General features: G+C 43.6%; 14 protein-coding genes. 5 read left to right on the top strand and 9 right to left on the bottom strand.

All coding sequences use genetic code 11. The features are described from left to right. Positions 1-70 precede the first annotated feature (70 nt). The 4 genes from gldG to HUW51_RS16090 all read right to left on the bottom strand — a co-directional run bounded on the left by gldG (position 71) and on the right by HUW51_RS16090 (position 4,544). Positions 71-1,771 carry a gliding motility-associated ABC transporter substrate-binding protein GldG gene (gene gldG / locus HUW51_RS16105; protein WP_185270652.1) on the bottom strand — a complete coding sequence of 567 codons (1,701 nt, stop codon included), beginning with the start codon at positions 1,769-1,771 and terminating at the stop codon, positions 71-73. After that, positions 1,765-2,493: a gliding motility-associated ABC transporter permease subunit GldF gene (gene gldF / locus HUW51_RS16100; RefSeq protein ID WP_185270651.1), complete on the bottom strand. Its 729-nt coding sequence runs from the start codon at positions 2,491-2,493 to the stop codon at positions 1,765-1,767. The genes gldG and gldF overlap by 7 nt, the downstream gene beginning before the upstream one ends. Before the next feature lie 188 nt (positions 2,494-2,681). Further along, positions 2,682-3,593, bottom strand: a complete 912-nt coding sequence (gldA, locus tag HUW51_RS16095) for a gliding motility-associated ABC transporter ATP-binding subunit GldA (RefSeq protein ID WP_185270650.1) — start codon at positions 3,591-3,593, stop codon at positions 2,682-2,684. Positions 3,594-3,830: 237 nt separating this feature from the next. Next, positions 3,831-4,544: an SDR family oxidoreductase gene (locus tag HUW51_RS16090; protein ID WP_185270649.1), complete on the bottom strand. Its 714-nt coding sequence runs from the start codon at positions 4,542-4,544 to the stop codon at positions 3,831-3,833. A gap of 94 nt (positions 4,545-4,638) precedes the next feature. Between HUW51_RS16090 and HUW51_RS16085 the strand changes: the two genes are divergently transcribed. Both HUW51_RS16085 and HUW51_RS16080 read left to right on the top strand, forming a co-directional pair. Beyond that, positions 4,639-5,367, top strand: a complete 729-nt coding sequence (locus HUW51_RS16085) for an MlaE family ABC transporter permease (RefSeq protein ID WP_185270648.1) — start codon at positions 4,639-4,641, stop codon at positions 5,365-5,367. 216 nt (positions 5,368-5,583) lie between these two features. Next, complete coding sequence (locus HUW51_RS16080) at positions 5,584-6,363, top strand: ABC transporter ATP-binding protein (protein ID WP_185270647.1); 780 nt, start codon at positions 5,584-5,586, stop codon at positions 6,361-6,363. Between the two features lie 226 nt (positions 6,364-6,589). Here the strand turns inward: HUW51_RS16080 and HUW51_RS16075 are convergent, their stop codons facing one another. The 3 genes from HUW51_RS16075 to HUW51_RS16065 are packed head-to-tail and all read right to left on the bottom strand — an operon-like array spanning position 6,590 to position 8,939. Beyond that, positions 6,590-7,192 (bottom strand): bifunctional nuclease family protein, encoded by a 603-nt coding sequence (locus tag HUW51_RS16075; RefSeq protein ID WP_185270646.1) that lies wholly within the window; start codon positions 7,190-7,192, stop codon positions 6,590-6,592. A 32-nt stretch (positions 7,193-7,224) separates the two neighbouring features. Then, positions 7,225-8,199 (bottom strand): electron transfer flavoprotein subunit alpha/FixB family protein, encoded by a 975-nt coding sequence (locus tag HUW51_RS16070; RefSeq protein WP_185270645.1) that lies wholly within the window; start codon positions 8,197-8,199, stop codon positions 7,225-7,227. A 2-nt stretch (positions 8,200-8,201) separates the two neighbouring features. Beyond that, positions 8,202-8,939 carry an electron transfer flavoprotein subunit beta/FixA family protein gene (locus HUW51_RS16065; protein WP_185270644.1) on the bottom strand — a complete coding sequence of 246 codons (738 nt, stop codon included), beginning with the start codon at positions 8,937-8,939 and terminating at the stop codon, positions 8,202-8,204. 58 nt (positions 8,940-8,997) lie between these two features. Between HUW51_RS16065 and HUW51_RS16060 the strand changes: the two genes are divergently transcribed. Next, the gene (locus HUW51_RS16060) at positions 8,998-9,339 is read left to right on the top strand and encodes a tetratricopeptide repeat protein (RefSeq protein WP_185270643.1); all 342 of its coding nucleotides are present in this window, start codon (positions 8,998-9,000) and stop codon (positions 9,337-9,339) included. A gap of 171 nt (positions 9,340-9,510) precedes the next feature. Here HUW51_RS16060 and HUW51_RS16055 read toward each other — a convergent pair whose 3' ends face one another. Continuing rightward, positions 9,511-9,942: a hypothetical protein gene (locus HUW51_RS16055; protein WP_185270642.1), complete on the bottom strand. Its 432-nt coding sequence runs from the start codon at positions 9,940-9,942 to the stop codon at positions 9,511-9,513. A gap of 378 nt (positions 9,943-10,320) precedes the next feature. Then, positions 10,321-11,619: a M20/M25/M40 family metallo-hydrolase gene (locus tag HUW51_RS16050; protein ID WP_185270641.1), complete on the bottom strand. Its 1,299-nt coding sequence runs from the start codon at positions 11,617-11,619 to the stop codon at positions 10,321-10,323. A 257-nt stretch (positions 11,620-11,876) separates the two neighbouring features. Here HUW51_RS16050 and HUW51_RS16045 point away from each other — a divergent pair, with 257 nt between their 5' ends. Together HUW51_RS16045 and HUW51_RS16040 are read left to right on the top strand one after the other, a co-directional pair. Beyond that, the gene (locus HUW51_RS16045) at positions 11,877-12,590 is read left to right on the top strand and encodes an SDR family NAD(P)-dependent oxidoreductase (protein WP_185270640.1); all 714 of its coding nucleotides are present in this window, start codon (positions 11,877-11,879) and stop codon (positions 12,588-12,590) included. Positions 12,591-12,601: 11 nt separating this feature from the next. Next, on the top strand, positions 12,602-13,927 hold the full coding sequence (locus tag HUW51_RS16040) for a cryptochrome/photolyase family protein (protein WP_185270639.1): 1,326 nt from the start codon (positions 12,602-12,604) through the stop codon (positions 13,925-13,927). Positions 13,928-13,941: the final 14 nt, after the last annotated feature.

Genomic DNA, 13,941 nt, shown 5'->3' with positions numbered 1-13,941 from the left:
GAAAAACTGCCGTAAAACTTAATAAGGCAAGTTTTTAAAAATTTAAAATTTTACCGGCCGCAAAAAACAGCTAGGCCGCATATCGGCGGCGCCGGAGGTAATACTTGCCCAATCCAAACAAGAGTAACAATACCAGAGGGCCGGCCAGGTTAATGATTTGCCAGCGGCTGCGTTCTTCTTTTACCCGGATTTTATCCAGGGGCCGTAAGGTTATTTGCTTCGCTCGTAAGTTAATCAGGCCGCTGTTATCCAACAGGTATTCCATGGCATTCATTACCAAATCTTTGTTGGCGAACCGGGTGCGCATAAAACGGTCGTAGCCCAGTTCAAATGGCTGGTTAGTCTTACGATTTACCTCATTCCAAATTAAATCGCCATCGGAGAAAACAATAATTTTGGCAGGTTTGCCGGCAGTAATAGCGGTGACATTAGCGGGTAAACCTTCCGGTAAAGGCCGGTTGGTATACAACGATGGGAAATTACCTTCGAGCAAATAACCTACGGCTTGCGGGCCTTTATTATACAAACTTGGTTTAATATTTACCCGGGCTTCGTTTAAACTAATGGTAATGGGCGGCGCCAGAATTTTAGTGTACCGCGAAGTAAACAGCAAAGGCGTTTTCTTTATTCCTGAAACCCGTACGCTATCCAGGGTACTCACAAACCGGCCGTAAACGGCATCCAGGTTACGTGTAAGTGGGTGCTGACTAAACGAGTTAATCAACGGAAAATACCGCCAGTTTAATAGTTGGGTCTGGGGCTTGTTGCCAAACATACCGGTTACTACCGGCACCTGGCCCGAGTTAATATCCTGCACCAGATCGGCGTTTACCCGCACGCCGTACTTAAACAGTAAATCATCCAGGTTTACATTATTGGGCAAAGCAAAATAACCCTGGGGCGGAATGCTGTCCATTTCGGCTTTAATGCCGTCTAAAAAAAAGATAGCTCGGCCGCCCTGCATCAAATACTGGTCAATTTTAAATTTTTCGATTTCGGTGTACGGCCGGGTGGGCTTGGCAATTACCAGGGCGCTTAAACTTTGCAGACTGGGCACTTTGTTAATATCTACCCGGTATACATCATAATACTTTTGCAGCGAGGTAATAAAATCAGCCGCTTCGAGGTTATCCAGTTCGCCGTGACCTTCTACAATGCCGATGCGTTTGCGGTTGGTGCTGGCCAGTTTCCGGATAGCCGAAGCCATTTCAAATTCCAGACCTTCGATAGATTGGTTTAACCGTTCATCCGGTAAGGCCGCCTGGTTGCCTTTTAACAGCATCACGGGTTCTTCTTTGCCGTTAGCTGAAAAAATGGCTCCAGGGAAAATCAGTTTTTCTACTTTTTTATCGCCTTCGGTGGCAAATAAATTAGTGGGCTGAATACCTTTTAAAGCCAGATTGGTATACAATTGATTCCGTTTTTTTAAATCGGTACCGGCACTGGGGTCAATAAACGAGTAAGAAAAGTTAGAAGAATACTGCCGGAATTCTTCCAGGGTTTCGCGCACGGCGGCTTGCAAGCGTTTAAAACCCGCGGGAAACTCCCCGGCCAGGTAAACGTCTACGTGCACGGGCTGGGGCAATTCTTTTAGCAATTGGCGGGTGGCTGGCGCCATGGTGTAGCGCTTATCCTGGGTTAAATCAATCCGGAAAAAATAAAAACCCGAAACAACATTGAGTAAAACAACCAGACCAACAAGTACGAAGAATTGCGAAATATCTTTTTGCTTCCGGCTGCTGGTTAAAGCCGCCTTATTTTCGTTTACCATTTTCTGCTCTCCATTACTAATTTGGTAGCCAGTAAAAACAATACTGCCACGCTTACAAAGTATAACACGTCCCGGGAATCAATTAAACCTTTACTCAAAGCACTGTAATGAAAAGAAACGCCTAACTGACTGATGACATACGAAGCCGTACCCCACACGTCAATAGCAGCCAGCGAATCGAAGCCGGAGTACAGCAGAAAACAAAAAAACACCGCAATGATAAACGCTACAATCTGGTTTTCGGTGAGGGCCGAGGCAAATATACCAATGGCGGTAAAAATGCCCGCCAAAAACACCATGCCCAAATACGAACCCGCTACCGCCGCCGAGTCGAGGTTACCGGCCGGACTGCCCAGCGTATACACCGAATAATAATAAATTAAGGTGGGCAGCAAAGCCAGAACGGCCAGACACAAGCAAGCCAAAAATTTACCGGTAATTAATTCCAGGTCGGTGATGGGCTTGGTGAGGAGCAATTCAATGGTGCCGGATTTTCTTTCTTCGGCGAAGGTGCGCATGGTAATGGCCGGAATTAAAAAAAGAAATACCCAGGGCGCAATGTTAAACAAGGTTAACATATCGGCGTACCCGTAATCTAAAACGCTGCTATCCGGAAAAACCCACATAAATAAACCCGTGGTGAGCAGGAAAACCCCGATCACAATGTAGGCTATCATGGAATTTAAAAACGAATTTATTTCTTTCCGCAGAATGGCGAACATAGTTCTTTTAATTAGAAATTATGAATTAGAAATTAGAAATGGCTCGTTAAAGATTCCTGATTTTCAATGCCGTCGTTTGTGTCTTCACAAACGACTTATAGAGCTACTCTCCACTAACCAGCATATGACAAACATGATTTATCATTTCTAATTTTTAATTTCTAATTCATCATTTTTTTAAAAATTATTTATTTAGTTAATGATTGAAAAATCTTTTCGAGCGAACGCTCTTCCTGGCGCAAACCTACCAAACTCCAACTGTGCGTGGCGGCCAAACTAAACACCGCCGACCGGATGTCCATGTTTTTAGTGGAAATAATCCGGTAGGTATACTCTTTTACGTGTTGTACTTCCTGCACGCCCGGCACGCCTTGCAACAAACTTACCTCTACCGGGCTTTCAAATTCTACCAGCGTGGCTATTTCCTGTTGCCCTAAGCTGTTTAAAGAAGCTACATCGCTATCGGCTACAATTTTGCCGTTGTTAATAATTACAACCCGGTCGCAGATAGCCGAAACTTCCTGCATAATGTGCGTGGAAAACAACACGGTTTTTTCTTGCCCGATTTGCTTAATCAAACTACGGATTTCACTCAACTGGTTCGGGTCGAGTCCGGTGGTTGGCTCATCCAGGATTAATACCTGCGGATTATGAATAAGCGCCTGGGCTAATCCTACCCGTTGCCGGTAGCCTTTCGACAAAGAACCGATTTTTTTGCGGCGTTCTACCGTTAAGCCGCACAGCGTAATCATCTCTTCTACCCTATTTTTTAAATTTTTACCCGCTAAGCCATAGAGCTGCCCAATAAATGTGAGGTACTCGGTTACATACATATCCAGGTACAAGGGGTTGTGCTCCGGTAAGTAACCCACATTGCGCCGCACGTCAATCGGGGACTCCTGCACATCGTAGCCGTTAATGGTAATGGTGCCCGCACTCGGGGGCAAATAGCAGGTAGCAATTTTCATGGTGGTAGATTTACCGGCGCCATTCGGCCCCAGAAACCCTAAAACCTGACCAGGTTGCACCGCAAACGAAATATCATCTACGGCCCGCTGCGTGCCAAAAATTTTTGTTAAACCTTTTACCTCAACCGACATATTGGCGTTGTTTGTAATTAGCTGTTTGTTTACTGGGGTTTGGTAGTAAACGAATTATTTAATCCCGTACTTAAACGCGGAAACTGCCCGAAATATATAGCGGAATAATGGCTCCTGATTAAATTTTTTAAAAATTTCTAATTCCGGCAGCCTTCCAAAATACGCAGCGAACCTGTTTGCCCTTCAACCCCAGGCAACTAATACCTCAATTACCTGATTAAAGAACACTGCTTTGCTTTATGATTCGATATCGCCCAGCTGCGGGCGAATTAAAAGTTCTTCCACTACCGCCGAATCGGATAACTGATATGCTCCAAATACGGCATTGGCTACATCTTCGGGCCGGATAAACCGCGACGGTGGCAAATCTACACCTTCCCAGCTGGCAGTTAAGGTAGCACCGGGCAGCACCGCCGTTACTCTTACATGGTGTTCTTTTAGTTCTTCGCGCAGTACTTTCGTCATGCCGTACAAGGCGTATTTAGAAATACAATACGAGCCGCCGTTGGTATAAGGCGTAATGCTGGCCGTGGAGCACATATTAAAAATATGCCCGCTACGCCGTTTAATCATTTCGCCCACAAAAGATTTTGTAACAAAATAGGCGCTATACAGGTTAGTTTCCATCATGTGCCGCAAAACCGTATCCGGCTCGTTATGAATGGTGCCGGGCAAAAAGATGCCGGCATTATTTACAATTACATCAATCCGAACTTTTAAAGAATGCACGTAATCTAAAAAACTTTGCAGGTCCAGGGCATCGCTTAAATCAGCGGCGCGGTAAAAGACCTTACTAAACGTATATTTTTGTTGCAGGTCTAACTTTAGTTTGCGTAGCTCACTTTCTTTACGCGAACAGGTAATTATATGAAAGCCTTCGGCCGCGAACCTTTCGATAATTGCCCGCCCAATCCCTTTCGTGCCGCCAGTAACTAATATATATTTTTGCATAGGTTTACGATAGTTTTATGAATTTCCTCGTAATATAGTCAATTGTAGACCGGTTTAGCATTTTTAGCCCGCTGCTTGTACTTAAAACCTTTATATGAGAACCTTTGGTAACTTTTTAATTTTTATAGGAAGTCTTTTTTCCCGGGGCGAAAGCTTCCGGATTTTGTTTAACCGCACCATCGACGAAGCCATTCTGATCGGGATTAACTCTATTTTTATTGTGGCGATAGTGTCTACGTTTATTGGCGCGGTAACCTGCGTGCAGGTATCCTATAACCTCACCAATGCTTTAATTCCGCGTTCTACCATTGGCTTTATGGTACGCGAAATGACTATCCTGGAACTGGCCCCTACCATTACGTCTATTGTGCTGGCGGGTAAAGTGGGCTCCAATATAGCGGGCGGTTTAGGCACCATGAAAATTACCGACCAGGTAGATGCCCTGGAAGTAATGGGTATAAATTCGGCCTCGTATTTGGTTCTGCCCAAAATTGTTGCATCCCTGATTATGTTTCCGATGCTGGTAATTGTAGCCATGACTTTATCTATCGGGGGTGGTTACGTAGCAGGTACATTTACCGGCGCATTAACCGCCACCGAATACATCGAAGGTATCCGGGATGCCTTTGTGCCGTATAACATTGTATTTTCTTTAATTAAATCGGTGGTTTTTGCTTTTTTAATTTCGGCTATTTCTTCTTACGAAGGTTACTTTACCAAAGGCGGCGCCTTAGAAGTAGGGGCCTCCAGTACCAATGCCGTTACTAAAAGCATTATTGCCGTACTTATTGCCGACTTTGTGCTGGCTAAACTGTTGTTGTAAGTTTGCAGGTTGCGGGTTAAAAAGTTGGAAGGTTGGAAAGTTTTAAAGTTGTAAGGTTTAAAGGTTGAAAGTTGGTGGTTGAAAATTTAAAATTTTAAAAATTTACTATCATTATTCACCTTTACCAAGCAACGATTTTAACTAATACAAATAAACTACACTAAATTATATAGTTACTTCTGTGGTCTGTAGACCATGGACTATGGACTAAAAAACATGATTGAAGTACATAATATTCATAAATCTTTCAACGGTACCAAAGTACTAAACGGCATTAGCGGCGTATTTGAATCCGGTAAAACCAGCTTATTGTTAGGCGCCAGTGGTACCGGTAAAAGCGTGTTGTTGCAATGTATTGTGGGTTTAATTAAGCCCGATATTGGCAGTATTACGTACGATGGCAAAGTGTTCACCAATAACAAATTAGATTTACGCCAGGAAATCCGCCGGAAAATAGGCATGTTGTTTCAGGGGGGTGCCTTGTTCGACTCCATGACCGTGGAAGAAAACGTAGAATTTCCGTTGCGGATGCACAGCAACATGAGCCGCGAAGAACGGCGCGAACGGGTAAATTTTTGTTTAAAGCGGGTGGGTCTGGAGAATGCCGGTAAAAAAATGCCTTCCGAAATAAGCGGCGGGATGAAAAAACGCGTGGGTATTGCCCGCGCCATTGCGCCCAACTCCAAATACCTCTTCTGCGACGAACCCAACTCCGGCCTGGACCCACTCACCTCCATTAAAATAGACGAGTTGATTTACGAAATTACGAAGGAGTACGACATTACCACCATTGTGGTAACCCACGACATGAACTCCGTAATGGAAATCGGTGATCATATTATTTACATGCACAAAGGCAACAAAGTATGGGAAGGCACCAAAGACGATATCATGAACACCAAAATTAAAGAGCTGAACGAATTTATCTTTGCCAGCACTTTAATGCGGGCCGCCAAAAAAGTAGACGAAGAACTCGGCGATATTCAAAGCATTTAATTTAGGTGGTAAGTTGTAGGTTTTAAGTTGTAGGTTGTAGGTTATAGGTTTAAAATTGTTGGAACCACAATAGCCACTTTTAACCCAAAAAAAGAAGCCTCCCGGATGTACGTATATCCGGGAGGCTTCTTTTTTTTAAAATTTTTAAATTTAGGTCTACACAAAATAAGCCCCTGAATTGCTGAACTTAAAACCTACAACTTAGAACCTTTAACCTATAACTTTCTTAGCTTCTTTTATTTAACTCGTCGCGGATTTTAGCGGCGCGTTCGTAATCTTCTTTATCGAGCGCTTCAATCAGGATTTTATTTAATTCTTCCACGCTCATTTCTTTTATGTTTTCCTTGCTTTCGTAAACCGGCTCGGCTTTGCTGGAGCTGGTTATTTCGTTATCATCTTCTTCCTCTTCTTCTTCCAGGTCGCTGAGGATAATACCGGCTTCGGATAAAACGCTTTCAACGGTATAAATATTTACGCCAAAACGTAAGCCAATGGCAATGGCATCAGAAGGTCGGGAATCCAGTTCAAACTCGCGAAGGCCATCGGAACAAATAATTTTAGAATAAAAAACGCCTTCTTTTAAATCCGAAATTAAAACCTCTTTTACCATAATGCGCACCTGCTGCGCAAAAGATTTAAATAAATCGTGCGTTAAGGGGCGATTGGGGTTAATTTTCTCGATTTGAATGGCAATTGATTGTGCCTCGAACATACCAATAATAATTGGCAAACGCCGGTTTCCATCTTTCTCTCCCAAAACCAGCGCAAAGGAACCGGATTGTGACTGGCTGGATGATAATCCTAATATTTCTAACTGAATTTTTTTCACAGTTTATCGTCTCGTGTAATATTTTCTCCTGTTTATTTTTCCAGAGCTTTAGCTGCTTCAATAAGCTTGGGTACTACTTCAAAAATATCGCCTACAATTCCGTAATCGGCAGCTTTAAAAAACGGCGCCTCCGGATCTTTATTGATAACGACAATTACTTTAGAAGAGTTTACCCCGGCCAGGTGCTGAATAGCCCCCGATATACCTACGGCAATATATAAATTTGGGCTAATGGTAATGCCGGTTTGTCCTACGTGCTCGTGGTGCGGGCGCCAACCTACATCGGCCACCGGTTTAGAACAGGCGGTAGCCGCTCCTAAAGCTTTAGCTAAATCTTCGATTAAATGCCAGTTTTCGGGCCCGCGCATGCCCCGCCCTCCCGATACAACCACATCGGCTTCGGTGAGTAGTACATCGCCGGTAGCCCGGATGGTTTCCCTGGGAGCGCCGGTAAAATCAGCATCGGTAAGCGAAGCAGTAAAACTTTCCACTTCAGCTTCATGGGTACCTACGGTATTTACCTCGATAGCATTCTTTTTTACCGCTATAATTTTTGTGGGCGCCGTAAGTACTTCGTCGGCAAAGGCTTTGCCGGAAAATACACTTTTTTTAACTTTAAGCGAGTTGCCCGCAAGTTCGGGTAAAGCAACTACATTGGTAGCAAAACTGGCTTGCAACCGGGCCGCTAAACGGGCGCCAATTCCGGAGCCAATATTGGTGTTAGATAAAACAATTACCGTAGCATTTTCTTTTTCAACGGCCGCGGCTACTACCTTAACGTAAGCCTGGCTTACGTAATCTTTTAGGCGGGTTTCGGTATCGTGTAAAACTTTGGTAATACCGTATTGCCCTAAATTTTTTAATTCGTCGGCAGCAACCTCTCCTATGGCAACCGCAACTGCCGATGTACCCAGTTGGGTAGCTACCTGGTGGCCGTAAAAAGCTGCTTCTAAAGCAGATTTTTTTACTTTACCATCGGCACATTCTACAAATACTAAAACCGACATATTTAAATTATTTTAGCTTCGTTTCTTAACAACGTTATCAGCTCACCAGCGTTGGCCGGATCAATGAGTTTTACGCCTGATTTTTTTTCCGGCAAGGCATAAGCTTCGGTTTGGGTTTTTGCTTCGCCGCTAACCGGCTCCACTACTTTTAAAGGTTTGGTCCGGGCCGTCATGATACCGCGCATGTTTGGGATGCGGGGCTCGCTCATGGGTTGCTGGCAACTTACCACAATGGGTAAATTTACTTTTACTATTTCTTTACCGCCTTCAATTTCCCGTTCCAAAGTAGCCGTATTTCCGGCCACGTCTAATTTTATAGCCGGTACAATGGCCGGCCAACCCAGCAGTTCTGCTACCATGCCGTGCACCTGGGCTCCGTTGTAATCCACCGATTCTTTTCCCATTAAAATTAAATCGTAAGCTTCGTTTTTGGCGACTTCCGCAATTTGCTGCGCTACCAAAAAAGAATCCGTTGGTTTCAGGTTTACCCGGATGGCATCATCGGCGCCTATGGCTAAAGCTTTCCGGATATTTGCTTCCGTATCGGCTAAACCTACGTTTAATACAGTAACGGTGCCACCCAAACTTTCTTTTAGTTCAAGGGCCCGGGTAAGCGCGTATTCGTCGTAAGGATTTATTACGAATTGTACGCCAGCCGTGTTAAGTTCTTTATTATCAGATGAAAAAGATATTTTAGTAGTGGTATCGGGAACGTTACTTATACAAACTAAAATTTTCATCGGCGAATTGTTTACGTAGAAAAATTAAATTTGCGCAAAGTTATAAAAATAAGCCAGAATGGAAAGGAACCGCACCAGATTAGACCAACTTTTCGAGTTTTACCGCGAAGATCCCAACGACGCATTTACCATATACGCTATTGCCACTGAATATGTAAAGATTAACCCCGAAAAAGCGCTGGAATATTACCAAATTTTGTTAAAAGATCATCCGGATTATGTGGCTACTTATTACCATGCCGGTAAACTCTACGAAGGGTTAGGCCAAAAAGAAGAAGCCGAAAAAATTTACCAGCAAGGCCTGGTAGTTAGCCGGCAACAAGGTAACCGGCACGCTTTCTCGGAACTGCAACAAGCCTACAACAATTTAATGGGGCTGGATTACGACGATGATGAATAAGGATAACGAGAGCAGATGATTCCGTTGAAGAACTTTAAAAATACGCCGATGAACCAGCGGTAAATTAAAAAAGCAGGCCCGCTTAAATAAAGCTGCCCTGCTTTTTTTAAAATTTTATATTTTGAATAAAACGGAAACAAACCTAAATCATAGGAATACGCTATCGTTAAATTAGTTAGACTTCATCCGGTTAATTTCTTCCATTAACAAAATATCTTCCGACGCCAAGGTACCGGGAGCAAACAAGTGGGAAAATTTGTTTTTTGAAATTTTAGATGCTACCGGTATTAACTTTAAATCAGCTCCTTCTACCGAAGCCGTGAGCACCACGTGCTCGTGCAGGCTGGTTCCCGCAAAAGTAAAGTTGTACGGATGCTCGCCCAAAACAATTTGAATAGGCCAATCGGTAGTGCTGCCATTGGTTCTTATTTCGCTTACCAACTGCAACACTGCATCAAAAGATTGGACATTAGCTAAGGAAATAAGGGATTTGTGCAGAATTTCCTTTTGGTCGAATTGAATATTACTGTACAGTATTTTCTCTACAAAATAGCCATTACTGCACAATAAAACTAATTCGCCTTTTGGCTCACAATCATTCATAATTTAAAAAGGTAATAAATAAAAAAATACTTCCTTAGCCTTTCCAGCTATTAATCTTGGCGATACGTAAAAGTTTAACAAAAAGTTAACACAGACATTAAAAAATTTTAATGTCGGGGTTAAATATACTCAATCATAAAAATCTACGGACAACCTACGCGTAATTTGTACTACCAGGTTGGTAACAATACTTATAAATCAAGCCGCTGTTTTTGTTTGCACTTTACATAAGGCTGGTTTCCGGGATTCGCTAGAACCTCATTCAATATGTGTTTATTAGATAAATATCATTACCCCAGATCAGAAAAATTTTAAAAATTTTCTTTCTGGCAAAGCGATTCCTCCCCAATATCAGTATGTACCAGCCAATTCCTGTTTTTATTTCACGTCCTGTGGCTGAATGCGGGTGGGCGTATCTTTACCGGCTATAATGCTGCGTGCTCCCTGGGCAATGGCTTCAATAATACTGGTCATGTTGCTTATGTTCAGGCTGGCAAACTCATCATCCACGGTGTGGTATAATTTATCGGTATCAATTTTATCCGTGGATAAAGTATGCGCCGGCACGCCTAACCGCGCCAAAGCGGCATTATCGGATCGATAAAATAAATTTTCTTTAATGTAGGGGTCTGGGTGAAAAGCAAACTTGCTGCCCGCTAAGTTTTTTTGCACAATAGCGCCAAAATCTGATTTATCGAAGCCCGTAATAAACCCGGCATTTTTCCCGAACTGCGATTCTTTGCCAATCATTTCGATGTTAAACATGGCGGTAATTTGCTCCGGGTTTAGCTGCTTGGTAAAGTACTGGGCACCGTAGCCCCCAATTTCTTCGGCGGTAAAAGTTACAAATAGCAAACTGCGGGCATTATTTAATTTTTTAAAATATCGGGCTAAAGCAATTACCGCCGTGGTGCCGGAAGCATCATCATCGGCCCCGTTGGCGATGGAGTCGCCGTTAACTGCTGGCAAAATACCGATATGATCGTAGTGGGCCGAGAAAATAACAAATTCTTTTGGCCGGGATTTGCCGGGTAAATAACCTACCACATTGCGGAGGCTTTTGGGCGTAATTTTGTTTTGGGCCGTTACCTGTACGTTTTTTGGATTTTTATTGGTTGTTAAGGCAAATACTATGGTGGTGCTATCCAGGTTTAAGTGCATGTTGTTATTGCCCAGGTAGTTTTGGTAGCGTTTAAACATTTCGGCGTGCGCCGGATCTATTAGCACCAGGCCGCTCTTTTTTCCGGCTAAAGCTTCCTGAAATTTCTGGCTTAGGTTATCCTGGGCTTCAATCCGCGAGATGTTGGCTAAAGCGGGATTGTTCTGGTTCCAATTTAAATTTTCGGCGCAGGTCTGAATAAAAAAAGCTTCATGGGCGAGCGGCTGCCCATCCAGAACAACAGCGCTTTGTTCGGTGGTTACCTGGTACACGTTAAATTTTTGCTCGAAAGAAGTAAGACCAGGAAAATTTTGTAGTCCAGCTTTTTTAAATTCTGCCTGAATAAAATCCGCGGCTTTGTCATTACCGGGGGTAAAAGCCTTCCGCCCTTGCATGTCGTCGGCGGATAAAGTTTTTACGATGCGGCTCACCTCCGCTGCATTAATCGTTTTGTTTTGCGCCTGTAAAGAATTAGTAAAAAGCAAACCGAGCGCGCCGGTAAGAAGTAAATATTTCATAAATAAATGGCTTTAATATTCCGGTAATTTGAACTGCAATTTATTTAAATATTTTACCTCCCTACAACTTTACTACTATCCTAAATAATCTGGCTCCGGTAACTGGTAAAATTCTGGTAAAAAAGTTTGGCTTTCCAAACAATCTATTGCGTTGGCAGTTTCATAAGCATTGTACTATTGAGCGAGCAAGCTTTTGCTCTTAGCATCATCTACAAAAACGAAAATTTTTAAAAATTCTCGAATATATATCCCTAAGCATGGCAGATAAAAACATATTAATTATTGGCGGCAGTTCGGGCATCGGCGCGGCGCTGGTACAATTATTAAGTCAGGATAAAAACTTCCATGTTTATACGTTAAGTCGGCAACAACCTAATTTTTTGCCTTTACCTAACGTTAATTTTATCACTTGGGATATTCGCCAGGTTCCTACCCCGGAATTATTATACCAATTACCAGAAGTTTTTCACGGTTTGGTGTACTTACCCGGCACCATAAATTTAAAACCTTTTCACCGGCTTACACCCGCCGATTTCCGGGAAGAATGGGAGGTAAATGTATTGGGAGCGGTTACGGCGTTGCAAGCTTTTTTGCCCCATTTAAAAAGATCCGGCGCAGCCGCGGTGGTTTTGTTTAGTTCGGTAGCCGCCCAAACTGGCATGAGCTTTCACGCTTCTACCGCTTCGGCCAAAGCCGGCGTTGAAGGTTTAGCTAAAGCTTTGGCGGCAGAATGGGCCTCATTAAAAATCCGGGTAAATGTAATTGCGCCATCGCTCACGGATACGCCGCTGGCCGGCAACTTACTGGCCACTCCCGAAAAACGCGAAGCGGCTAACAAAAGACACCCTTTAGGCCGGACAGGTACGCCATCCGAAATAGCTGCTTTAACTAAATTTTTAATTTCGGAGGAAGCAGGTTGGTTAACTGGCCAAATTATTGCCCAGGATGGGGGATTATCTGCGCTCCGCTAAATAAATTTCCGATGCTGTTTTCTCAGCCCCTTACTTTGTTTTGGTTCCGGCGCGACTTGCGCCTGGAAGATAATGCCGGCTTGTATTACGCTCTCAAAAGCGACAATCCGGTTTTGCCTTTGTTTATTTTCGACCGGGATATACTGGATAAATTGCCCACACCAGTTGATGCCCGGGTGCAATTTATTCACCAAACAATAACCGCATTACAAAACCGCTTACAGCAAATGGGTTCGGGTTTGCTGGTGCAACACGGCAAACCTCTTGAAGTGTTCGCGCAAATTTTAAAAAATTTAAAATTTGCGGCCGTTTACACCAACCACGATTACGAACCTTATGCCCAGCAACGCGACGCCGCTATTAAAGAATTACTGGCTCATCAAGGTATTCCCTTTTACACGTACAAAGACCAGGTTATTTTTGAAAAGAATGAAGTAACAAAACCCGACGGAAAGCCTTACACGGTATTTACTCCCTATAAAAAGCGGTGGCTACTTACCTTAAATGAATTTTATCTTCAGTCGTACCCCACCGAAAAATATTTTAAAAATTTAGCTTCTCCGGGAGTTTTGCCCTTGCCCACTTTATCCGAACTTGGGTTTGAGTCATCCAAAACCTCTTTTCCCGGCCAAATTGTTCCGGAAGAACTTGTAAAAACTTACGATCAAACCCGCGACTACCCGGCGCTGGCCGGAACTTCCCGATTAGGTTTGCATTTGCGGTTTGGTACCATCAGCATCCGGCAAACCGTAAAATCAGCCCAGCAATTAAATGCTACCTGGCTGAACGAGCTCATCTGGCGGGAATTTTACCACATGATTTTGTACCAGTTTCCGCACGTAGCTGAGCGCGCCTTTAAACCCGCTTACGACCATATCCCCTGGCGCAACAACGAAGAAGAATTTGCGCAGTGGTGCGCCGGTACCACGGGCTACCCCTTAGTAGATGCCGGTATGCGCGAATTAAATGCCACCGGGTTTATGCATAATCGTGTACGTATGGTGGTTGCCAGCTTTTTGTGCAAACATTTACTCATTGATTGGCGCTGGGGCGAAGCGTATTTTGCCGGCAAATTACTGGATTACGATCTGGCCGCTAATAACGGGGGTTGGCAATGGGCCGCTGGTTCGGGTTGCGATGCGGCTCCGTATTTCCGGGTATTTAATCCCAGCGCCCAATTTCAGAAATTTGACCGGGAAAAGTTATACGTGCAACAATGGGTGCCAGAATGGGAAAGTTCTAATTACAGTAAGCCGCTCGTTAATCACGAATTAGCCCGAAAACGGGCTATAACCACGTATAAAACGGCATTAACAAATTATAAAAACAACCTGTAATTATATTTAACGTT

This window comes from Adhaeribacter swui (assembly GCF_014217805.1).
GTDB classification, from domain to species: Bacteria; Bacteroidota; Bacteroidia; order Cytophagales; family Hymenobacteraceae; genus Adhaeribacter; species Adhaeribacter swui.
The sequence above is the reverse complement of the archived record's forward strand: the minus strand, read 5'-3'. Positions and strand labels throughout refer to the sequence as shown.

What these genes read in the sequence shown, in the direction of transcription:
- HUW51_RS16060 (WP_185270643.1), top strand. Translation starts at nt 8,998, where the DNA reads ATGGAAAGGAACCGCACCAGATTAGACCAACTTTTCGAGTTTTACCGC.
- HUW51_RS16085 (WP_185270648.1), top strand. Translation starts at nt 4,639, where the DNA reads ATGAGAACCTTTGGTAACTTTTTAATTTTTATAGGAAGTCTTTTTTCC.
- gldA (WP_185270650.1), bottom strand. Translation starts at nt 3,593, where the DNA reads ATGTCGGTTGAGGTAAAAGGTTTAACAAAAATTTTTGGCACGCAGCGG.
- HUW51_RS16055 (WP_185270642.1), bottom strand. Translation starts at nt 9,942, where the DNA reads ATGAATGATTGTGAGCCAAAAGGCGAATTAGTTTTATTGTGCAGTAAT.
- gldF (WP_185270651.1), bottom strand. Translation starts at nt 2,493, where the DNA reads ATGTTCGCCATTCTGCGGAAAGAAATAAATTCGTTTTTAAATTCCATG.
- HUW51_RS16045 (WP_185270640.1), top strand. Translation starts at nt 11,877, where the DNA reads ATGGCAGATAAAAACATATTAATTATTGGCGGCAGTTCGGGCATCGGC.
- HUW51_RS16080 (WP_185270647.1), top strand. Translation starts at nt 5,584, where the DNA reads ATGATTGAAGTACATAATATTCATAAATCTTTCAACGGTACCAAAGTA.
- HUW51_RS16070 (WP_185270645.1), bottom strand. Translation starts at nt 8,199, where the DNA reads ATGTCGGTTTTAGTATTTGTAGAATGTGCCGATGGTAAAGTAAAAAAA.
- HUW51_RS16040 (WP_185270639.1), top strand. Translation starts at nt 12,602, where the DNA reads ATGCTGTTTTCTCAGCCCCTTACTTTGTTTTGGTTCCGGCGCGACTTG.
- gldG (WP_185270652.1), bottom strand. Translation starts at nt 1,771, where the DNA reads ATGGTAAACGAAAATAAGGCGGCTTTAACCAGCAGCCGGAAGCAAAAA.
- HUW51_RS16050 (WP_185270641.1), bottom strand. Translation starts at nt 11,619, where the DNA reads ATGAAATATTTACTTCTTACCGGCGCGCTCGGTTTGCTTTTTACTAAT.
- HUW51_RS16090 (WP_185270649.1), bottom strand. Translation starts at nt 4,544, where the DNA reads ATGCAAAAATATATATTAGTTACTGGCGGCACGAAAGGGATTGGGCGG.
- HUW51_RS16065 (WP_185270644.1), bottom strand. Translation starts at nt 8,939, where the DNA reads ATGAAAATTTTAGTTTGTATAAGTAACGTTCCCGATACCACTACTAAA.